We start from the raw sequence: 19902 nt of genomic DNA, 5'->3' as shown, positions 1-19902 counted from the left end.
CCCATTGGACATACTATTGTCACCGGAGAACCTACGGTCGAGGAGGCCCCACGTGCAACGAGTGCTCTGGATCACCGGTGCCGGATCGGGCATGGGACGGGCGGTCGCCCTGTCCGCCGCCGCCGCGGGGTGGACGGTCGCCCTCAGCGGTCGTCGTGCGCAACCGCTGCAGGACACCGCTTCCACCATCTCGAGGTCCGGCGGGACCGCGTTCGCGCTGCCCCTCGACGTTCAGGACGGCGCGGCGGTCGCCGCGGCCCGGGCCCGGATCGTGGCCGAGTTCGGCCACCTGGACGGCGTCGTCCTCGCCGCCGGCGTGAACACCCCGAAGCGTCGCTGGGACGACCAGGAGATCGCGACGTTCCACGACGTCGTGGCGACGAACCTGGGTGCGGTTGCGACCACGCTCGACGCGGCCCTGCCGGACCTGCGGAAGACCGGTGGCGTCGTGGTGGTGATCTCGTCCTACGCGGGCTGGTCGTTCCACCCCAGCGCCGGGGTGGCGTACTCGGCGAGCAAGACCGCCCTGGGTTCCCTGGTCCGCACGTTGAACGCCCACGAGGCGGCGTCCGGGATCCGCACGACGCACCTCTGCCCTGGCGACGTCGCGACCGACTTCCTTGACCAGCGCCCGAACGTTCCCGACGCCGCCGCCCGGGCCCGGATGCTGACCCCGGAGGACGTCGCCCGGACGGTGCAGTTCGTGCTGGACTCCCCCGCCCACGTGCGCATCGACGAACTGGTCGTCTCCCCCGTCTCGCAGGCGTGAGCAGTCGCAGTCCCGCGTTCCGCCGCGTGCTCGACGACCTGGGCCGGGCCGTCGTGGCCGGGGACTTCCCCCCGGGACACACCACGTCGGTGGAGACGCTGACCGCGCGGACCCTGACCTCGCGCAGCATCGTCCGCGAGGCGACCCGGGTCCTGGCCGCCCTCGGGATGCTGACGGCGTCGCCGCGCGTCGGGCTCGTGGTGCGTCCGCGCCCGGCGTGGAACCTGCTGGACCCCGAAGTCATCCGGTGGCGACTGCAGGGCCCGGACCGCGACGCGCAGCTGGAGGAACTGCAGGAACTGCGGGCGGCCGTGGAACCCGCCGCCGCGGTGGCCGCCGCCCGGCGGATCTCCCGCTCGGGGATGGCCCAGCGCCTGCTCGACGCCGCAACGGCCCTGGAGGATCCGGCCGTCCTGGCCGATCCCACCCGCTTCCTGGCCGCCGACGAGGAACTGCACTCCGCCGTGCTGGAGGCCTCCGGGAACGCGATGTTCGTCCGGTTGGGTGCGGTGGTCTCGCAAGCCCTCGAGGAACGCGCCGAGATCGACCCGGTCGCCCGCGACGTGGAACTCCACACGACGCTGGCCCGCGCCGTCGCCGCCGGCGACGACACCACCGCGGGGGCCGCGATGGGTGAACTCGTCGCCCGCACCCGGGACCGGCCGAGGGTGCGGCGACCGGCCGCGCAGGCGGGTCAGAGGTCGCGCGAGGTCACGACCGAGACGAGGGGCGCGTAGAGGCGCAGGGCGTCGAGCGCCCGTTCGTGGTCGACGTCGCTCGCGCCGGCGCAGGCGTCGGCGACCACCGTCACGGGAACTCCGTCGTCGGCCGCGGCCAGGACCGTCGACAGGACGCAGCAGTCGGTGGACACCCCGCCGACCACGACGGGGGCGTCCCCGACGATCTGCGCGAGTTCCGGACCCCACTTGCCGAACGTGGTGCGGGTCAGGACGGGCACCCCGCGCCCGGAGAACCGGTCGACGAGGGCGTAGAGCGGGTCCTCGTCGGGGGCGAGCGCGAAGGGGAACTGTTCGTAGTAGGGCTTCCACGCGCCCCGCGGTTCGGTCGGGGCGACGAACCGGGTGAGCACGACCCGCGGCGCGTAGCGCTCGAGGAGTTCCGCGCAGACGCGCGCGGCCGCGTCGAACCGGGGCGCGGCCCACGGGCTCTCCGGGGCGCCGAAGATGCGTTGCAGGTCGATGAGGACGAGCCAGGGGGCGGGCACCATGGTGCGGACGCTACCGGCTGGGCCCTGGTGGCACAGTCTCCTCGTGAGCACTCGACAGTCGATCTCCAGCGGCGGGACCTGGGAGCCGGTCGTGGGCTACTCGAGGGCGCTGCGCGTCGGCGACCACGTGAGCGTCTCGGGCACCACCGCCGCGACCCCGGACGGTCCCGTCGGGGGCGACGACATCGGCGAGCAGACCCGCACCTGCCTGACGCGGATCCGCGCGGCGCTGATCGAGGCCGGCGCGACCCTGGAGGACGTCGTGCGCACCCGGATGTTCGTCACCGACATCTCCCGCTGGGAGGAGGTCGGACGCGTCCACGCCGAGTTCTTCGGTCACGTGCGGCCGGCCACGACGATGGTCGAGGTCCGCGCACTCATCGAACCGGATCTGCTGGTCGAGGTCGAGGCCGACGCGATCATCCAGCGCTAGGGTCACCGCCGGGTCCGGCCGCGCGCAGGTTCACCGCCTCGACCCACGCCTCGACGACGACGGGTTCCGGGCCCGGCACGACGTAGACCACCCGGCCCCGCCACCCCCGGGGCCCTCTCGCCCAGGCGACGACGATCCCCGGCCACGGCTGCGCCCCACCGTCGGCCGGTCGCACCCAGCAGTGCCGGACGGCGGGGCGCTCCCCGGCCTCGCGCCGGGCCTGGCGTTCGCGCACCAGTTCGTGGAGCGGGCGCTGCCCGTTCCTGCGCGACTGACCCCCGGACACCCCGCGAGCATCGCACAGCTTCGAACACCTGTACGAGTCACCGCGCGCGGGGTCCGGTCGTCCGCGCGCACCGCTCCCCGAACGGCGGAACCGCGGAGAACTGCACGCTGGTGCAGGACAGTCCCTGACCTCTTCTCCCGAGATGGTTCTTCCACACCCGAGCGGACGGCCCGCTCAGGTCGGAGGAGGACCACCGTGAGCGTCACCAGCACCCTGCACGTCAACCTGCGCGGCAACGCCAAGCAGGCCCTGGAGTTCTACCGGTCCGTGTTCGGTGGCGACGTCGTCGCCGTCCCCTACGGCAGCGCCCCCGCCGGCCAGGAACCGGACCAGGCCGAGCAGATCGCCTGGGGTCAGGTGGTCTCGCCCAACGGATTCCACGTCATGGCCTACGACGTGCAGGGGTCCAAGCCCTACGACCAGGGCCAGAACCCCTACTACCTGTCCCTGCGCAGCACCGACGCCGAGGAGATCACCCGGTACTGGAACGGCCTGCGCCCCAGCGCCGTCGACGTCGAGGTGGAACTGGGCCCGTCGATCTTCAGCCCGCTCTACGGCAAGCTCACCGACCAGTTCGGGGTCATCTGGATCATCGACGTCATCGTCCCCTGGTCCCCGGCCGAGTGAGCCCCGGTCGTGGGGCGGCGCCTCGAGGTCGTCCGGACGTGCGGACACCCGCTGACCACCGAGAGGGCACGCTGTCGCCATGGCTCTTCCCGCCTCCGCCACGTCCTCGCGCCTCCTGTCGCTGCTGTCCCTCCTGCAGTCCCGACGCGACTGGCCCGGGTCCGTGCTGGCCCGGAGGCTGGACATCAGCGAGCGGACCGTCCGCCGTGACGTGGACCGTCTGCGGGAACTCGGCTACCCGATCAACGCGGTCAAGGGGCCTGACGGCGGTTACCGGTTGGAGGCCGGCGCCCACCTGCCGCCGTTGCTGTTCGACGACGAGCAGGCCGTCGCCCTGACGGTGGCCCTGCAGCTCGCCGTCGTCACCGGTGCCGGGATCGGGGAAGCCGCCGCCCGAGCGCTCGGCACCGTCTCGCAGGTCCTCCCCTCCCACCTCACCCGACGCGTCGAGGGGTTCCGCCCGATCGTGGTGGAGCGGACCACGGGAGGAGGTGGCGAGCAGGTCGACGTCGACGTGCTGCTCGCCATCGCCCAGGCCGTGCAGCGCAGCGAAGGGCTGCGCTTCGACTACGGCGTGCCCCCGGCGGACGAGCACGACACCGTCCCGCCGACCGGACCGGCGGCGGCCCGGGAGGTCCACCCCCACCAGCTGGTCCTGCGCGCCGGCCGGTGGTACCTGCTCGCCTGGGAACCCCGGAAGGAGGACTGGCGGACCTACCGCGTCGACCGGGTGCGACTGCGGGTACCCGGTGGGGCCCGCTTCACCCCGCGCGAGATCCCCGGTGGTGACGCGGCTGCCTTCGTCGCGGGCCGGTTCAAGGGTTCGCCCGCGGGCGACGTGTGGCCGTGCACGGGGGTGGTCGTCGTGCACGCGTCCGCCGCTGAGCTGTCACCGTTCGTCGGGGACGGAACCCTCGAGAGCATCGGTCCGCGACGCTGTCGTCTCGTGCTGGGATCCTGGTCCTGGACCGGGCTGGCGGCCTCTCTGGCCCGTCTGGACGAGGACGTCGAGGTGGTCGAACCCCAGGAGTTGCGGGACGCCTTCACCCGCCTCGCCGAACGGGCAGGACGGGCTGCGGCAGTCGTTCCACGACCCGAAGAACTCCAGCAGGCGGATCAGCCGGGAGAAGTTCCGTCCTGACCTCGTCCGCCGACACCGGCGGATCGCTGCGACCCGACGTTCGACGTCGGTGTTCAGACCGGCGTGAACCGGCACGGAAACCTTCTGGTGGTTCCGGGGAGGAGAACACTGCGTCGTTCTGAAGCTTCTGTGCTGCAATGTAATTGCAACCGATCTTCCGTCAGAAGAACTCCGCCCGCACAGAGGCCGACCCGGCCCGTTCCACGGTCGCCGGCCCTGCTGCTGATCTCCGCCGGAGTGCAAGCACGACCGAGCAGCACCGAGTCGACGGGTCCGACGACGACCACCGCGCCGGAGAACTCCCCCTCGTGGAGGAAACTGCCACGGCGCCCCGGCCGGATCCCACCAGCCGACGGTCCCGCCCTGCCGAGGCCTGCTCGATGGCCGTGGTCGACAGCCCCGCAGTGAGGGCAGGGGGCCAGGACCGGGGCCGGCGGGTTAGCGTGACGGCGTGGCTCGCGACATCGACATCGTGCTCTTCGGCGCCTCCGGCTTCGTCGGGCGCCTCACCGCGGCGCACCTCGCCACGCACGCCCCCACCGGGACGCGGATCGCCCTGGCCGGCCGCTCGCGCGAACGGCTTGCGGCCGTGGCCCGCGACCTGGGACCCGCCGCCGCGAACTGGCCGCTCGTGGTGGCCGACGCCTCCGACGAGGCGTCCCTGCGCACGCTCGCCGAGTCGACCCACGTCGTGGTCTCGACCGTCGGCCCCTACCTCAGGCACGGGCTGCCGCTCGTGCAGGCGTGCGCCCGCGCCGGCACCCACTACGCCGACCTGACCGGCGAGGTCCTGTTCGCACGCCGCAGCATCGACACCGCCCACGAGACGGCCCGAGCCAGCGGAGCCCGGATCGTGCACTCCTGCGGCTTCGACTCCGTCCCCTCCGACCTGGCCGTGCTGCTCGCCCACGACTGGGCCCGGACCCACGACGCCGGACCGCTCGCCAGCGCGACGCTCGAGGTCGTCTCGGCGCGCGGCGGCTTCAGCGGCGGCACGGTCGACTCGCTGCGCCTGCAGCTGGACACCGCGCGCCGCGACCCGCAGGCCCGACGGCTGGTGGCCGACCCGTACGCCCTGAGCCCCGAGCGCGCGAGCGAACCCGACCTGGGCCGCCAGCCCGACGCGTTCGGCCCCCACCGACGCGGGGCGACGGGCGACTGGGTGGCCCCCTTCGTCATGGCCTCCTACAACACCCGGGTGGTACGACGCAGCAACGCCCTCCTCGACCACGCCTACGGCCCACGCCTGCGCTACGCGGAGGTCATGGCGTTCTCTGGGCGCACCGCAGCCCTGCGAGCGACCGCCGTCACCGGGGTCCTGGCCGGGCTCACCGGCCTGCTGGCCGTCCAGCCCCTGCGGCCGCTGCTCGACCGTCTGCTGCCCTCCCCCGGCACCGGCCCCAGCGAGCACACCCGCCGCACGGGCCGCTTCCACCTGCGCCTCGACGCGCGCACGCAGTCCGACCGCCGCGCCACCGTGACCGTCGCCGCCCAGGGCGACCCGGGCTACGCCGCGACCGCGGTCATGCTCGGCGAGAGCGCCCTGGCGCTCGCGCTCGACGGCGACCGCCTACCCGCCCGCGCGGGGGTCTTGACCCCCGCCACGGGCATCGGGATCCCGCTCGTGGATCGTCTGCGCCGCAGAGGTTTCACGCTCGACGTCGCGGACTGACGCCCCCGGGCGTCCGGCGCACCCACCGTTGACGACGGCGGCCCTGGACTCCCCGACGCTCGTGACGGCACTGCGGCCGGCCAGGACGGGCGGAGCCCGGAACCTGGCCGTGCCCTGCACCCCTGGGCTGTTGGTGCGTCGATGTGGCAGGCTCACTCCAGGACGACGACACGGCGGACCCGCAGTGAAACGGAACAACCCCTCGACCCGATGACGTTGTAGACCGACGACGTCGCCTCCACCGGAGGTGTCGTCGCCACCTGGGTCGAGGAACACACCGGTGAACCGACATCTGCAGCAGGCAGGAGTGATGACGTGCCCCGCACCACCATGCGCCGCGCCGGCACCGTCGCCCTGACCTCCTTCGCCACCCTCACCCTCCTTCCCCTCCTGGCCCCGGCCAAGCCCAGCGAACGGGTGCTCCTGCTGCTCGCCGCCGTCCCGGCGGCCGTGCTCCTCGGCTACCTCGCCGGTCACACCGCTTCGACGGACCCCCACTCCCACGACGAGCGGCTGCGGGAGATCCAGCAGCACATCGAGCAGCTGCAGGCCGCACAACGCAGTGCCGCCGTCACCGCCCAGCCGTCTGCGCCGGTGGTCACCGTGGTCAGCGAGCCCGTCCCCGGCCCCGGGACCGGTTCACCCATCGGCGGTGGCCACCTCGCCGCCCTGGCCCGACCGCCCGCAGACCAGCTCCGGCCCGGGCTCCACCTGGTGCACGCGTCCAGCCGCGGAGCCGTCACGACCCACGACGCACCGGCTGACGCCGCTCCCGGCGGGCTCGACGAGAGCAGTCCCCACCTCACCCTCATCGTCACCCACCCCGATCGGCACCTCACCAGCTGAGACCCGGCCCGACTCAGTTCGAGCACCTGCTCCGCTGAGGGCCGCACCGACACAGCCGTACGCCGTGCACGGGCCCTGAGCAGCAGGGCTGTCCGCAGATCGCTGGCACCTCCCATCCCAGGACCACACCGAAGGACCCGCCATGACCCAGATCCCCAGTCACGAGCCCACCAGCACCCGTGCAGGCGCTGATGGCGATGCTGACGTCGTCGTCCTCAACCACGAGGGTGAAGACCCCGCCACCCGCGCTGCCCGGACCCGCCACAACAACGCTCAACGTGCCGGTTACGCCGCCCAGGCCCTGCACCACCACACCCGTGCCAGTGCCAGCGACGCCGAGGACGTGCAGCAGGCCCTCATCGAACTGCTCACCGACATCCACCACCTCTGCAACACCTGCGACCTCGACCTCGCTCCCCTCCTCCACACCGCCGACCTCATCTACGCCGCCGAGGTCCAAGCCGCCTGACCAGCTCACGGGCACGACGGACAGGGCAGGGGGGTACGGCCGGAACAGCTCCGCCGGCGCCAGCGACCTGCACCTGCACCTGCACCTGTTTGGAGTCCACCCGAGCGGCGGACAGCGCCCCGGGTCTGCCGCCGCTCCCGAGCCGACATCGCCCGCAGCGTCGACGTCTCCGGGTCCTGCCTCGGACGCTTTTGAAGATCACCCCCACGACGAGGGCGCGTCCGCCTCCGCCCCGCGGTCAACGTGGATCTCGAGGTGGAGAACCACGAGCTGCGCGGACGAGAGCACCAGAGCGACGTTGGTCAGCGGTCGGTGCGGCACGCGCGGATCAGAGAGCGGGCCCACCAGCAGAGCAGGTGAGACCGTGAGTGGATCCCGGTCGTGGCACCGTCGGAGTTCACGAGCCACCCGCTCCACCGCCGGTCCGGAACCTGTGGAGCCCGTGAGGCAGGGGCTGTCCACGCGCTCCGCACTGGAGCCTCCCGGCGGGGATGGGCGATCCGCGCTGCGCCCGGCAGTGCCGTGGTGCACCGAGGCCGGGGCATGCAGCCCGCTCCTGGAACGCCGTGCTCGTAGTCGTCGTCGGACACCGGGGCCGTGAACGGGAGCGGGTGACGCCGAGGTCGACGAGTAGTTCGCGCGTGCGGTTCTCGGCGACTCACCCGCCTCGCGTCAAGGGCTTCGCAGATCCAGCAGCGCTTCCAGCCCTCGGTAGTCGTCGAGGTTGGAAGTCACCAACGGAAGCTCGTGCGCTCGAGCGGTCGCCGCGATCATCAGGTCCAGCCGCCGAGGTCTCGGCGTGCGACCGATGGCCACCACGGCAGCGTCGATGTCGGGGTAGGCCTCGAGAACCCGTCCGGACACCGGGAAGGGGTCTACGACCGATGCGGCGACGTCGTAGCGTCGCTTGCGGGCCGCCCTCACCGCCGGGTCGGCGGTGCTGTCGATCCCTCCGGCCAGCTCGAACGTCGTCAGGATGGAGATGGCGGCACCGTCGACGACGATCCCGTCGACGAGCGCGTTGGTGTCGATGAGGAGGGCCGCGTCGGAGTTCACCGTTCCCCGCGGAGGGTGGCGCGGAGGTACGGGTCGTCGAGCTCGTCGTCGACGACGTCGCGGACGTCCCGCTTCCAGGCCTCGGCCTGTTCGGTGCTCAACGGCGCCTCGGCGTACAGAGCTCGGAGGGTGTCGGCGCTGACGAACCGTCGGGGCTTGGCAGGGGGTGGGGTCATCCGCAGGATGCCGAAGCTCTCCCCGTTGATGGTGACTTCGAACTCCTCCCCGTCGCGCAGCTCGCGGAGGACTTCCCGCTGTCGTTGCGGAGCTCCCGCTGGCTGATCGTCCTCACAGAGCAACCGTAGCGTCGACCTGCTGCACGCGGCCGAGACCACGACGTCGAGGATCCTCGGAGCACGGATTCGGAGGACGTCCACGACGGTGGCCTCGGCCGCAGCAGCGGCCGCCTCACGAGCTCGCCGTCGAACTGCACCGGCCTCGGTCTGTCGCTCCACCACTGCCGTGCCGGCCTGCCGTCGGTGCGGCCGCCGCGCTCAGGTCCGGCGCGCGGTGACGACCTTCTGCAGGACGACGAAGGCCAGCAGCACGGCGCCGATGAAGACCCGGGTGTACCAGGAGTCCAGCCCCTCGCGGGCGATGAGGACCTGGATCAGGCCGTAGACGAGAACCCCGGCCCCGGTGCCGAGGACGAACCCGACACCCCCCGAGAGCAGGGTCCCCCCGATGACGACGGCGGCGATGGCGTCGAGCTCCATGCCGATCCCGGTGAGGTTGAACCCAGACTTCGTGTACAGCGCGAAGAGGATCCCCGCGATGCCCGCGCAGGTTCCGGAAATGACGTAGACCCCGATGCGGGTACGGGCGGGACGCAGGCCCATGAGTTCGACCGCGACGCCGCGGTCCCCGGCACCGAGGCCGTACACGCTGCGCCCGAAGCGGGTGTAGTGCAGGACGTAGACCGCGAGGAGCAGCACGGCGACGGCGATCACCATGCTGGCGTTGATCCGCCACGTCTCCCGGCCCTCCCCGAACTTGACGCTCCAGGACGCCAGGGCGGAGAAGGAGGGGTCGTCGATGACGAGGGAGTTGGTGCTGACCACGTTGGCCAGGCCGCGGGCCAGGAACATGACGGCCAGCGACGCGATGAACGGCTGGATGTCGAAGACCTGGACCATGACCCCGATCAGGAGCCCGCAACAGGTTCCGATGAGGACCCCCACCACCAGCACCACCGGCAACGGCGCCCCGGCGGTGAACAACTTGGCGGTGATGAGTCCGACGAGGGCGACCACCGCCCCCACGGACAGGTCGATCCCGCCGGCGAGGATGACGAAGGTCATGCCCACGGCCAGGACGAGGAGGTAGGAGTTGTCCAGGAGCAGGTTGGAGAGCAGTCGCATGCTGAGGAAGTCGGCGCGTGCGGTGCTGTACCGCTGCTGACCGACCCCGAGCATGACGACCAGGGTCAGGACCGTGCCGACGACGGGGAGGAACCGACGGTCGAGGCGGTCCAGGACCCGGCGGACGCGGTGCTCGCGCGGGCGGCGGGTGGCGCTCGGGGGCGCAGGGGACAGTTCGGTGCTCATGCCGCCACCTCCGTGGGGATCGATCGCTGGGGCCGGGGTGCGGGCCGGTGCAGACGCGAACGCAGGTACGGCGACGCCGCGACGCAGACCGCGATGAGCACGAGGGCCTTGAACAGGGGTGTCGTCTGGCTGGGGAGCTCGAAGACGATGACCGCGCGCTCCAGGGTCGAGAGCAGCAGAGCGCCGACGACGAGACCGCCGAGGTGGAAGCGCCCACCGTCCAGCCGGGTGCCGCCGAGGACGACCACCATGATCGCGTCGAGTTCCTTGAGGAGCCCGATGTTGTTGGCGTCGGCGGCCATCGTCGGTGCGCCGTAGACGATCCCGGCCAGAGCGGCGAGCACCCCGGCCAGGACGTAGACCGTCCAGGTCGTCGAGCGCGCCTTCACCCCGGCGAGCCGACTGGCCTCGCGGTTGATGCCGATGGACTCCAGGAACATGCCGAGCGCGGTGCGGCGCACGGTGAGGGCGACGAGGACGAAGACCACGGCGGCGATGAGAACGGGGACGGGGACGCCCAGGACGAAGCCGGAACCCAGGAACTTGAACGGCGCGCTGGTGACGGTGGTGATCTGCCCCTTGGTGATGAGCATGGCGATGCCGCGCCCGGCGACCATCAGGATCATCGTCGCGATGAAGGGCTGGATCCCCAGCGAGGTCACCATGAACCCGTTGAAGGCGCCGACCACCAGGCCCAGCGCGAGACCGAGCACGACCGCGATCGCGACCGTCCCGGGGGAACCGGGGTCGGAGGCTCCGGCGAGGTAGGTGAGGGAGACGGCCAGCGAGATCGCCATCACCGCTCCGACGGAGAGGTCGATGCCGCCGGTGGCGATGACCAGGCACATGCCCAGCGCCAGCAGCAGGGGCGTCGCGCTGTTGCGCAGCAGGTCGATGAGCTGACCGTAGAGGTTGCCGTCGCGGGTGGCGACGTCGAGGAACCCCGGGCTCTTCAGACCGCAGGCCAGGAGCAGGACGACCAGGGCCAGGACCGGCCAGAGCAGACCGTGCTGGGAGACCCGCTGCAGCAACGCGGACGGGTTCGCGTTCTTCGGGGTGCCGCTCACGACGCCCTCACCTCCGTGTCGGCGATGGTTTCGAGGATGGTGTCGGTGGTGACCGAGGCGTCGTTGGTGATCTCGGCGATCTTCTGCCGGTCGCGCATCACGACGATGCGCTGGCTCAGGCGCAGCACCTCCTCCAGTTCGGAGGAGATGAAGACGATGGACATCCCGTCGGCGGCGAGGTCGGCGACGAGTCGCTGGATCTCGGTCTTGGCCCCGATGTCGATGCCCCGGGTGGGTTCGTCCAGGACCATCAGCCGGGGGGCGGTGGCCAGCCAACGCGCCAGCAGGACCTTCTGCTGGTTGCCCCCGGAGAGGTTGCGGATGAGCGCGTTCGGGTTGGGCGGGTTGATGTTGAGGACGACCATGTACTTCTGGACGATCTCGTCGAGTTCACGCGCGGGGATGCGCCGCCAGGTGCCGCGGCCGGCCTGCAGGGCCAGCGCGATGTTCTCCCGGACCGTGAGGTCGCCGATGATCCCCTCCTTCTTGCGGTCCTCGCTGGACATGGCGATGTGGCGGCGCAGGGCCGCCAGCGGGGTGGGTAGTTTCACGGGGCGGGCGTCCAGCGTGAGCGTCCCCTGGTCGGGGCGGTCCGCTCCGACCAGGAGCCGGGCCGCCTCGGAACGGCCTGATCCCAGCAGGCCGGCGAAACCCACGATCTCGCCGGGGTAGAGATCGAGGTCGAAGGGTTCCACCACGCCGGACCGCCCGATCCCGAGGCCCGTCATGAGCGGGGTCTCGCGGGCGGAGTGGGTGGTGACGGCGGCGCGGGCCTGTTCCTCGATGCCGGCCAGCGCCTCCCCCGACCGGCCGATCATGTGCGAGATCAGTTCACGCCGGGGCAGTTCCGCGGTGAGGAACTCCCCGACGAAACGGCCGTTGCGCAGCACCGTCATGCGGTCGGAGAGGTCGTACACCTGCTCCAGGAAGTGGGAGACGAAGAGGATCGCGACCCCCGCGTCGCGCAGCTGACGGATGACGCGGAACAGTTCCGCGACCTCCGCCCGGTCCAGGCTGGAGGTGGGCTCGTCGAGGATGAGGACCCGGGAGTCCACGACCAGGGCCCGGGCGATGGCGCACAGCTGCTGGACGGCGATGCTGTGCGCGGAGAGCTGGGAGCGGACGTCGACGTCGAGGTTGAGCCGCTGCAGGTAACCACGCGCGGCCCGGCGGGTGGCCGCCCAGTCGATGAACGGACCGCGCCGGATCTCGTGGCCGAGCATGACGTTCTCGGCCACCGTGAGGTTCGGACAGAGGTTCACCTCCTGGTAGACGGTGGCGATCCCGGCGGCCTGGGCCTGGCTGGGACCGGTGAAGCGCACGTCGCGCCCCTCGACCGTCATCCCGCCGTGGTCGATGCGGTTCACCCCCGTCAACGCCTTGATGAGCGTGGACTTCCCGGCGCCGTTCTCGCCCATGAGAGCGTGCACCTCACCCCGGCGCAGGGTGAGGTCGACCCCGTCGAGGGCCTTGACCCCGGGGAAGCTGATCGTGATCCCCGTCATCCGGACGACGGTTTCCCCCGCCGTGGTTCGCGTGTTCGACATCAACGCCCTCTCTGGGCCGTCAGGGTTCCAGGGACCCGGGGTTCCGGGGCCGCCTCAGTAGGCCCGGGCGTCCACGGTGGCCTGGGTGGTGGTCTGGTCGAACGCCTCGTCCTTGACGATGGTCTCCTCGGGAACGTCCTCGCCGGCCGCCACCTTCTTGACCAGTTCCGCGAGCTGGGTCCCGAACACCGGGTTGCACTCCACGACGTAGTTGAACTTCCCGTCCACCAGGGCCTGCAGGCCGTCGCGGACGCCGTCGACGGAGACGATCTGCACGTCCTTGCCGGGGGTCTTGCCTGCGGCCTCGACGGCCTCGATCGCACCCAGTCCCATGTCGTCGTTGTGGGTGAAGATGAGGGTAGTCTCGGGGTAGGTCTGCAACGCGGCCTCGACGGCGGTCTTGCCCTCGGCCCGGGTGAAGTTCCCGCTGGCCTTGCCGACCACCTGGTTCCCGGCGACCGCGTTGAAACCCTTCTCGCGGTCGACCTGCGCACCGGAGCCGAGGGTTCCCTGGAGTTCGAAGACCTTGGCGTCCGGGGCGTTCTTGGCGACCCACTCCCCCGCGGTCTTGCCCTCCTGCTCGAAGTCCGCGCCGATCCAGGTGGTGTAGGGGTCCTCGACCGAGGTGTCGACCGTGCGGTCGACGAGGACGACGGGGATCCCGGCGTCCTTGATCTCCTGCAGGACCTCGTCCCAGCCGGTCTCGATGACCGGGGAGAAGGCGATGACGTCGACGTCCTGGGCGATGAAGTCGCGCAGCGCCTTGATCTGGTTCTCCTGCTTCTGCTGGGCGTCGACGAACTTCAGGTCGAACCCCTTGGCCGTCGTGAGGCTGGCCTTGACCGACTCGGTGTTCGCCGTGCGCCAACCACTCTCGGCCCCGAGCTGGGAGAAGCCGACGCTGACGGCGTCGCCGGCCGCGGCGGTCCCGGTGGACTCGTCCCCACCGCAGGCGCTGAGCCCCCAGACGGCGGCGGCGAGACCGGCGGCGACGAACGAGCGGCGAGAGGGGGAAGGGAACGTGGACATGGGCTCCTCCTAGAGCGTGGCCGACTGCTGTGTCGGGCCGACTTGGATTGTGAGCGCTCACAACCACGGGGGTCAAGCGGTTCTCGGTCACGGCCGAGTCACGACCGTGTCACCACCCTGGAACTCAGCGACGCGGTGGACCGCTGCTGGCCCGCACGGTCAACCGCGCACCGACGAGGGCCCCCTCGGCGGGCAGGTGGTCGATGGCCGCCGTCATGCGTTCCAGGCAGCGGGCCCCGAGCGCGGCCCAGTCCGGCGTCACGGTGGTCAACGGCGGGAAGAAGTGCTCGGACCCCTCGACGTCGTCGAAACCCACCACGGACACCTCCCGCGGGACGCTGACGCCGGCGTCGGCGAAGGCGTGCAGCAGGCCGAGGGCGAGTTGGTCGTTGGCGGTGAACACCGCCGTGGGCAGAGCCCGGTCGTCGCGCTGTCCGAGCAGGGACCGCCCGATGGCGAAACCCGAGGACGCCGTCCAGTCCCCCGGAACCGGATCGCGCGGCGCCGCTCCGGACTGCAGCATCGCGTCGAGCCACCCGCGTTCCCGCGCCCGCGCGTCCAGCCACATCGACGGCCCGCTGACGTGCAGGATCTCGGTGTGCCCCAGGTCCAGGAGGTGGCCCACCGCGAGACCCGCTCCGGCGTACTGGTTCACGGCCACGGTGTGGATGTCCCCGTTGACGCGCGTGGGCCCCACCATGACGACGGGCAACCGTCGGCTGTAGTCCTTCACCGCCCGCACGGCCTCGTCGTGCGAGGCGATGACGACGACGCCGTCCACACCCTGGTCCAGGAAGTGCTCCAGGGTCGCCTGGACCGTCGCCACCTCCCAGCGGGTGACCGTGGCGACCGAGACGTAGGTGCCCTGGCTGCGGGCCGCGCCCTCGATGGCGATCAACGTCATGGTCGGCCCGTAGAGCGGAGAGTCCTCGGTGATGACACCGATCGCCCCGGTGCGGCGCGTCACGAGGGCCCGGGCGGCCTCGTTGCGCCGGTAGCCGAGCTCCGCGATCGCCGAGCGCACCCGCGCCCGCGTCTCGTCCTTGACGTTGGGGTGGTCGTTGAGGACCCGCGACACCGTCTGGTGGGAGACCCCCGCGAGCTTGGCCACGTCGCTCATCGCCGGGGGCCGGGCACCGTCGACGTTCCCGCGGATCGTTTCAGACACGGCGGGACATCCGGACAGTGCGCATGGGACCCCTTCACCGTTGAGAGCGTTCACATCCTAGGGCGGCGGGCGAGCGCAGGGAAGCCTCCCTCGGTTTCCGGGGCGCCGTGCGACCCTGAGCCGTGACCGGGCTGACCCTGCGACCGATGACCCTGGCGGAGTTCGACGCCTGGCAGGACGAGACCATCCGCGCCTACGCCGACGAACAGGTCACCGCCGGCACCTGGTCCGCGGCGGAGGCCCTCGAGCGCTCGCGCCGCACGAACGCCGAGCTGCTGCCCCGGGGGTCGGACACCCCGCGGATGCTGTTCTTGCGCGCCGTCGTCGCCGGCACCCCCGTCGGACGGGTCTGGATCGGTCTGGACCACCCGCGGGGCACGGCGGACTGCGCGTACCTCTTCGACATCGAAGTCCTGGACGAGCACCGGGGCCGCGGTCTCGGCCGGGAACTCCTGCGCGCCGCGGAGGAGGTCGTCCGGCAGCGGGGCGCGGCCGCCCTGGAACTCAACGTGTTCGGGGCGAACACCCGCGCCGTCCACCTCTACCGCAGCGCCGGCTACACCGTGACCACGCAGCAGATGCGCAGAATCCTGACCTGACCCGTGCCGGGGTGACCACCACCTCCGCAGGGACGCTCCTGGTTCCACGGGTTCGCGGTTCGGTAGTCTCCGCCCGACCCGGGAGGAGGCACCGTGCCGCTGTTCGTCCACGACGCCCGGACTCCCCGTGCCTGAACCCCGACGCCTGGTCCTCGACGCCGAGACCTCGGCCGTCCCTCTCGCACGGCACTGGGCCTCCGAGGTCTGCAGCGGACAGGGCCTGCCCACCGGGGCGCTCGGGGTCCTCCAGCTGCTCGTGACCGAAGCCGTGGCCAACGCCGTGGAACACGGCAGCGGGCCCATCACCGTCGAGGTCGACGCCCTCGGCCGGGGTGTGCACGTCACCGTGCACGACACCTGCCCCGACCACCCCGTCCTGCGCCACGTCGCTGCGATGGCCACCGGCGGTCGCGGCGTCGCGCTGATCGACCAGCTCGCCACCGGCTGGGGCGTGGAGGACGAGCCCGAGGACGGGAAGACCGTCTGGTTCGACGTGGCCGCCGACGCCGAGTGGCCGACCTGAGGCTCGCCCTCAGCTGCGCCGCACGCCGTGCCGGACGTCGTCCCGCAGGTCCACGACGTCCGGCGCGGGCAGTTCGACGCGCCGCTCGCTCGGCGGTACGAGCACCACCGGTGAGCGCAACGTCCTGATCGGCATCGCCCGCACGCTCGCCGCCGCGACCACGACGAGGTCGCCCACCGTGAGGCGTTGCGGGACGACCTCCCCCACCGATCCCTCGGTCATGTCGGCCCGCACAGGACGGGCCGTGGCGGCGGACAGCACCGCGCGGACGGCCTGGTGGCGACCCGCGGCGACGAGGTGGGCGCGACGTCGTTCGACGTCGCTGGGCCGGGTCGCGACGGAGCGCGCCTGCCACGTCGTCAGCAGGCGCAGCGGGAGGTCGCCGCCCCGCTCCAGCGCCCACTCGCTCACGGCGGCGTCCGTCGAGGAGACGATCAGCAGCCGCCGGGGGGCCGTGAGGACGGCCTGCGGGCCGACGAGGACGACGGCGGCGGGGCTGCGCGGCAGGACCACGCTGAGGACCTTCCCCGTCCCGGGACCGATCGGGGCCACCTTCCGCCCGCACCCGAGGGCCAGTTCCGCGCTGTCGGCCGCCGCCCGCAGGAGCGCGCTCGCCGGGTCGCCGGTCGTGACGGTGACGTCCACCTCCGGTTCCCGGCCCGGGACCCGGCTCAGCTCCTCGGCGAGGAGGGCGTCCAGTTCACCCGGTCCGGCCGCGGCTCCGGAGGCCAGCACGACGTGCAGCGGGTGCGCGGTCGCCGCGCAGTCCTGGACCGCCCAGCGCACCGCCCGCCGGGACGCGCCGGACCCGGAGAAACCCACCGTCGTGCGCATGCGCCGCCTCCTCGCGGTCGGACCGCGACGTCAGTGCGGCTCCCCCGATGGTGCCCCGGTGAGCCCGTGCGCACAACGTGTGACCACTCACCCACCCGCCATCGTGCGGGCGATGTCGGAGGCGGAGTCACCCGATCGGCGCAGGACGAACGCCACGACGCCCAGGGCCACCAGGGTCAGCAGCAGCAACAGGGTGGAGACAGCGGCGATCTCCGGTCGGAGACCGGCCCGCAGCGCCGAGAACACGTAGACCGGCCACGGGCTCGCCCCGGGCAGCGACACGAAGCTGGCGACGATCGTGTTGTCGAGGCTCAACGTGAAGGCCATCAGCCCACCCGCGAGGACCCCGGGCGCGGCCAGCGGCAGCGTGACGTCGCGGAACCTGCGCCACGGGGTGGCGTAGAGGTCCGCGGCGGCCTCCTCCAGCCGGGAGTCCAGCCCCGAGACCCGGGCCCGCACGATGAAGGTGACGACGGCCGTCGAGAGCACCGAGTGCGCGATGACGAGCCGGGCGATCCCGTCGCCGAACAACGGCAACCCGGCCTCGGTGTTCAGCGAGACGAACCACCCCAGCAACGAGATCGCGTCCATGATCTCGGGGGTCACGAGGGTGAGGCCCAGCAACAGGGTGAGCAACGCCGTCCAGCGCCCCGCACGGCGCGCCAGCGCGAGGCCCGCCAGCGATCCGATGACCGCCGACAGCACCGCGGCACCCAGCGCCGACTCCAGCGACGTCACGACGGCGGCCCGGATCACCGGGCGGTCCAGTCCCGCGGCGTAGGCGGCGAACCCCGCCCCCTGCCAGGCGGTCAGCAACCGCCCGGTGTTGAAGGAGTAGACGACGATGACCACGATCGGCAGGAAGAGGAACGCCAGGACGAGCACGCCCCAGATCCCCAGCACCGTCGTCGACCCCGACCGGCGGTGGCGCCGCCGCGCGGGGGGAACCCCGACCTCCGCCGGTCGCTCGTCGATCACGCCGTCACCCCCTCGAGGTCGACCCGGCGCGAAGCACGCACGACGCGTCGCACCACGAGCAGCACGGCCGCCGTCAGCAGGACGGTGCCCCCCGTGAACAGCACGAGGACCACGGCCATCGCCGACCCGAGGGCCCAGTTCTGCGCGGTCTGGAACTGGCTCGCGACCAGCTGCCCGACCATGTTCCCCTTCGCTCCGCCCAGGACGGTCGCGGTGACGTAGTCACCCATCAGCGGGACGAACACCAGCAGGCAACCCGACGCGATCCCGGGGAACGCCAGGGGCAGGGTCACGTCGGCGAACGTGCGCCACCGTCCGGCGCCGAGGTCCCGGCTCGCCTCGCGCAGGGCCTGGCTCGTCCGCTCCAGGGCGACGTAGACGGGTAGCAGCATGAGCGGCAGGTAGTTGTAGACGACCCCCAGCTGGACGGCGCCGCGGGTGTAGAGGACGTCCAGCGGACCACCACCGATCGCCTGCAGCGCGGTCGAGAACGGTCCTTCCGGGGAGAGCGCGATCTGCCACCCCAACGTCCGGACGAGGAAGTTCGTCCAGAACGGCACCAGGACGAGCGCCAGCAGCAGACCGCGCCAGCGGGCGGGGACCTTCACCGCGAGCCAGTACGCGAACGGTAGCGCGACGACGAGGCAGATCAGCGTGCCGACGACACCGATGCGCAGGGTGTTCCAGAACGTGCGCAGGAACGACCCGCCCAGCGCCTCCCCGTAGCGGTCGAGGGACAGGACGTCGTTGGCGTGGGTTCCGAACAGCCCGGGTTTGTAGCCGAAGCTGTACCAGACGACCAGGGCGACGGGCGCGACGAAGAACCCGAGCAGGAACACCCAGGCGGGCAGGGCCAGCGCCCCGTGGAGGGCCCGGAGCCGGCGCAGCATCAGGACCCGGCCGCCGCGCGGATCGCGTCGAGGACGGCGACGATGCTGTCGTGCTTCTCGGTGATCTGACTCGCCGTCAACCGGTCCACGACCTCCTGGCTGGGGAAGACGAGTTCCGGACGGTCGAGCCCGGCCGCCGTGGCCTTGGCCTCGATGTCGGTGAGCGCGGTGTTGTAGCCGATGTAGAGGACGTCCTTGACGGAGTTGTCGACGTCGAGCATGAAGTCGATGAAGGCGTAGGCCGCGTCGGGGTGCTCCGCCCCGGCCGTGATGCACCAGTTGTCCATCCAGAGGTTCGCCGTCGGCGTCGCGTACACGAACTTCCACTTGTCCGGTTCCTCGGACCCGTCCATCCCCAGGCGGGCGTCACCGTTCCAGCACTGCATGAGGGCGTACGTCGACTGCGCGATCGCGCTGCCACCGGGGTTGGACTCGAAACCTTTGAGGTTCGGGGCCAGGTTCGCGACCATCCACTCCTTGCAGGCCGCGATCTCCGCGTCGTCGGTGGTGTTCGGGTCGATCCCGTTCGCCGCGAAGTACATCGAGGTGACCTCCCAGGGGTCCTCGAGGATCGAGGTGTTCCCCTTGCCCTCCTTCTGCGCGGCGTCGAGGAAGTCGGCCCAGGAGACGAGGTCCCGGCTGATCACGGTGGTGTCGTAGACGAACCCCGTGGTGCCCCAGTCCTTCGGGACCGAGTACTTGTTGTCCGGGTCCCAGCTCTGCCCGAGGTAGGCCGGGTCGAGGTTGCCGAAGTTCTTCAGCTTGCTGTGGTCGAGTTCGGCCAGCAGGCCGTTGCTGGACATCTGCGGGATGTAGACCCCCGTCGGCACGACGATGTCGTACCCGCTGGCCCCGTTGGCAGCGACCAGCTTCGCGAGCATCTCCTCGTTCGACCCGTAGCTGTCGACCTGCAACCGCGGACCGGTGTCCCCGAAGGCCTTCAGGACGTCCGGATCGTCGTAGTCCGCCCAGCTGTAGACGTTCAGGCTGTCCTCGACCTTCCCGTCGACCGAGGTGCCGGCGCTGCCGGAACTGTTCCCACCGCAGGCGGCCAGCGCGGCGGTCGACGCCAGCGCGGTCAGGACGCTGCGGCGGCGGGCGAGGGTCCGCCCGACGCGTTCCGCGGTCGCGGTCGGGACGAGGATGGACGCGGCGGGTCGATCGGTGCGGGACACGGGAGCTCCAGGTTCTGG

At 71.6% G+C, this 19902-nt stretch carries 23 protein-coding genes; 10 read left to right on the top strand and 13 right to left on the bottom strand.

All coding sequences use genetic code 11. From position 1 onward, the window contains the following. Positions 1 to 52: 52 nt before the first annotated feature. Together ACFQ46_RS17755 and ACFQ46_RS17750 are read left to right on the top strand one after the other, a co-directional pair. On the top strand, positions 53 to 769 hold the full coding sequence (locus tag ACFQ46_RS17755; protein ID WP_380260685.1) for an SDR family oxidoreductase: 717 nt from the start codon (positions 53 to 55) through the stop codon (positions 767 to 769). Further along, positions 766 to 1506: a FadR/GntR family transcriptional regulator gene (locus ACFQ46_RS17750; protein WP_380260684.1), complete on the top strand. Its 741-nt coding sequence runs from the start codon at positions 766 to 768 to the stop codon at positions 1504 to 1506. The genes ACFQ46_RS17755 and ACFQ46_RS17750 overlap by 4 nt, the downstream gene beginning before the upstream one ends. On the opposite strand, the gene ACFQ46_RS17745 is transcribed toward ACFQ46_RS17750, so the two are convergent. After that, positions 1464 to 1997 (bottom strand): cysteine hydrolase family protein, encoded by a 534-nt coding sequence (locus ACFQ46_RS17745; RefSeq protein ID WP_380260683.1) that lies wholly within the window; start codon positions 1995 to 1997, stop codon positions 1464 to 1466. The genes ACFQ46_RS17750 and ACFQ46_RS17745 overlap by 43 nt on opposite strands. On the opposite strand from ACFQ46_RS17745, the gene ACFQ46_RS17740 reads away from it, so the two are divergent. Next, the gene (locus tag ACFQ46_RS17740; protein ID WP_380260978.1) at positions 1996 to 2430 is read left to right on the top strand and encodes a RidA family protein; all 435 of its coding nucleotides are present in this window, start codon (positions 1996 to 1998) and stop codon (positions 2428 to 2430) included. The two genes, ACFQ46_RS17745 and ACFQ46_RS17740, sit on opposite strands and share 2 nt — an antisense overlap. Here the strand turns inward: ACFQ46_RS17740 and ACFQ46_RS17735 are convergent. Further along, positions 2417 to 2716: a hypothetical protein gene (locus ACFQ46_RS17735; protein ID WP_380260682.1), complete on the bottom strand. Its 300-nt coding sequence runs from the start codon at positions 2714 to 2716 to the stop codon at positions 2417 to 2419. The two genes, ACFQ46_RS17740 and ACFQ46_RS17735, sit on opposite strands and share 14 nt — an antisense overlap. Before the next feature lie 195 nt (positions 2717 to 2911). On the opposite strand from ACFQ46_RS17735, the gene ACFQ46_RS17730 reads away from it, so the two are divergent. The 5 genes from ACFQ46_RS17730 to ACFQ46_RS17710 all read left to right on the top strand — a co-directional run bounded on the left by ACFQ46_RS17730 (position 2912) and on the right by ACFQ46_RS17710 (position 7471). After that, positions 2912 to 3343 carry a VOC family protein gene (locus ACFQ46_RS17730; protein ID WP_380260681.1) on the top strand — a complete coding sequence of 144 codons (432 nt, stop codon included), beginning with the start codon at positions 2912 to 2914 and terminating at the stop codon, positions 3341 to 3343. A 79-nt stretch (positions 3344 to 3422) separates the two neighbouring features. Continuing rightward, positions 3423 to 4484, top strand: a complete 1062-nt coding sequence (locus ACFQ46_RS17725) for a helix-turn-helix transcriptional regulator (RefSeq protein ID WP_380260680.1) — start codon at positions 3423 to 3425, stop codon at positions 4482 to 4484. A gap of 451 nt (positions 4485 to 4935) precedes the next feature. Continuing rightward, a complete protein-coding gene (locus tag ACFQ46_RS17720) occupies positions 4936 to 6156 on the top strand; it encodes a saccharopine dehydrogenase family protein (protein ID WP_380260679.1) in 1221 nt (406 codons plus the stop codon). A gap of 315 nt (positions 6157 to 6471) precedes the next feature. Beyond that, positions 6472 to 7002: a hypothetical protein gene (locus ACFQ46_RS17715; RefSeq protein ID WP_380260678.1), complete on the top strand. Its 531-nt coding sequence runs from the start codon at positions 6472 to 6474 to the stop codon at positions 7000 to 7002. A gap of 142 nt (positions 7003 to 7144) precedes the next feature. Then, complete coding sequence (locus ACFQ46_RS17710) at positions 7145 to 7471, top strand: hypothetical protein (protein WP_328292966.1); 327 nt, start codon at positions 7145 to 7147, stop codon at positions 7469 to 7471. 672 nt (positions 7472 to 8143) lie between these two features. Here ACFQ46_RS17710 and ACFQ46_RS17705 read toward each other — a convergent pair. From ACFQ46_RS17705 to ACFQ46_RS17675, 7 genes are all read right to left on the bottom strand, one after another. Beyond that, the gene (locus tag ACFQ46_RS17705; protein ID WP_380260677.1) at positions 8144 to 8527 is read right to left on the bottom strand and encodes a PIN domain-containing protein; all 384 of its coding nucleotides are present in this window, start codon (positions 8525 to 8527) and stop codon (positions 8144 to 8146) included. Further along, on the bottom strand, positions 8524 to 8703 hold the full coding sequence (locus ACFQ46_RS17700) for a hypothetical protein (protein ID WP_380260676.1): 180 nt from the start codon (positions 8701 to 8703) through the stop codon (positions 8524 to 8526). The genes ACFQ46_RS17705 and ACFQ46_RS17700 overlap by 4 nt, the downstream gene beginning before the upstream one ends. Positions 8704 to 9021: 318 nt before the next feature. Then, the gene (locus ACFQ46_RS17695) at positions 9022 to 10074 is read right to left on the bottom strand and encodes a sugar ABC transporter permease YjfF (protein WP_380260675.1); all 1053 of its coding nucleotides are present in this window, start codon (positions 10072 to 10074) and stop codon (positions 9022 to 9024) included. Beyond that, positions 10071 to 11141: an ABC transporter permease gene (locus ACFQ46_RS17690; RefSeq protein ID WP_380260674.1), complete on the bottom strand. Its 1071-nt coding sequence runs from the start codon at positions 11139 to 11141 to the stop codon at positions 10071 to 10073. The genes ACFQ46_RS17695 and ACFQ46_RS17690 overlap by 4 nt, the downstream gene beginning before the upstream one ends. After that, positions 11138 to 12688: a sugar ABC transporter ATP-binding protein gene (locus ACFQ46_RS17685; RefSeq protein ID WP_380260673.1), complete on the bottom strand. Its 1551-nt coding sequence runs from the start codon at positions 12686 to 12688 to the stop codon at positions 11138 to 11140. Before ACFQ46_RS17685 ends, ACFQ46_RS17690 begins: the two co-directional genes overlap by 4 nt. Before the next feature lie 54 nt (positions 12689 to 12742). Beyond that, on the bottom strand, positions 12743 to 13717 hold the full coding sequence (locus ACFQ46_RS17680) for an ABC transporter substrate-binding protein (RefSeq protein WP_380260672.1): 975 nt from the start codon (positions 13715 to 13717) through the stop codon (positions 12743 to 12745). A 124-nt stretch (positions 13718 to 13841) separates the two neighbouring features. After that, the gene (locus ACFQ46_RS17675) at positions 13842 to 14885 is read right to left on the bottom strand and encodes a LacI family DNA-binding transcriptional regulator (RefSeq protein ID WP_380260671.1); all 1044 of its coding nucleotides are present in this window, start codon (positions 14883 to 14885) and stop codon (positions 13842 to 13844) included. A gap of 122 nt (positions 14886 to 15007) precedes the next feature. Here ACFQ46_RS17675 and ACFQ46_RS17670 point away from each other — a divergent pair, with 122 nt between their 5' ends. Together ACFQ46_RS17670 and ACFQ46_RS17665 are read left to right on the top strand one after the other, a co-directional pair. Continuing rightward, positions 15008 to 15484: a GNAT family N-acetyltransferase gene (locus ACFQ46_RS17670; protein ID WP_380260670.1), complete on the top strand. Its 477-nt coding sequence runs from the start codon at positions 15008 to 15010 to the stop codon at positions 15482 to 15484. Between the two features lie 127 nt (positions 15485 to 15611). Continuing rightward, positions 15612 to 16007 carry an ATP-binding protein gene (locus ACFQ46_RS17665; RefSeq protein WP_380260669.1) on the top strand — a complete coding sequence of 132 codons (396 nt, stop codon included), beginning with the start codon at positions 15612 to 15614 and terminating at the stop codon, positions 16005 to 16007. Between the two features lie 9 nt (positions 16008 to 16016). On the opposite strand, the gene ACFQ46_RS17660 is transcribed toward ACFQ46_RS17665, so the two are convergent. From ACFQ46_RS17660 to ACFQ46_RS17645, 4 genes are all read right to left on the bottom strand, one after another. Continuing rightward, positions 16017 to 16841: a hypothetical protein gene (locus tag ACFQ46_RS17660; RefSeq protein ID WP_380260668.1), complete on the bottom strand. Its 825-nt coding sequence runs from the start codon at positions 16839 to 16841 to the stop codon at positions 16017 to 16019. A gap of 87 nt (positions 16842 to 16928) precedes the next feature. Then, on the bottom strand, positions 16929 to 17819 hold the full coding sequence (locus tag ACFQ46_RS17655; RefSeq protein WP_380260667.1) for an ABC transporter permease: 891 nt from the start codon (positions 17817 to 17819) through the stop codon (positions 16929 to 16931). Then, on the bottom strand, positions 17816 to 18709 hold the full coding sequence (locus ACFQ46_RS17650) for an ABC transporter permease (protein ID WP_380260666.1): 894 nt from the start codon (positions 18707 to 18709) through the stop codon (positions 17816 to 17818). Before ACFQ46_RS17650 ends, ACFQ46_RS17655 begins: the two co-directional genes overlap by 4 nt. Further along, positions 18709 to 19884, bottom strand: coding sequence for a spermidine/putrescine ABC transporter substrate-binding protein (locus ACFQ46_RS17645; protein WP_380260665.1), 1176 nt, complete (start codon positions 19882 to 19884; stop codon positions 18709 to 18711). Before ACFQ46_RS17645 ends, ACFQ46_RS17650 begins: the two co-directional genes overlap by 1 nt. Positions 19885 to 19902: the final 18 nt, after the last annotated feature.

The sequence above is a fragment of the Kineococcus sp. GCM10028916 genome, from assembly GCF_042674865.1.
GTDB lineage: Bacteria > Actinomycetota > Actinomycetes > Actinomycetales > Kineococcaceae > Kineococcus.
The sequence above is the reverse complement of the archived record's forward strand: the minus strand, read 5'-3'. Positions and strand labels throughout refer to the sequence as shown.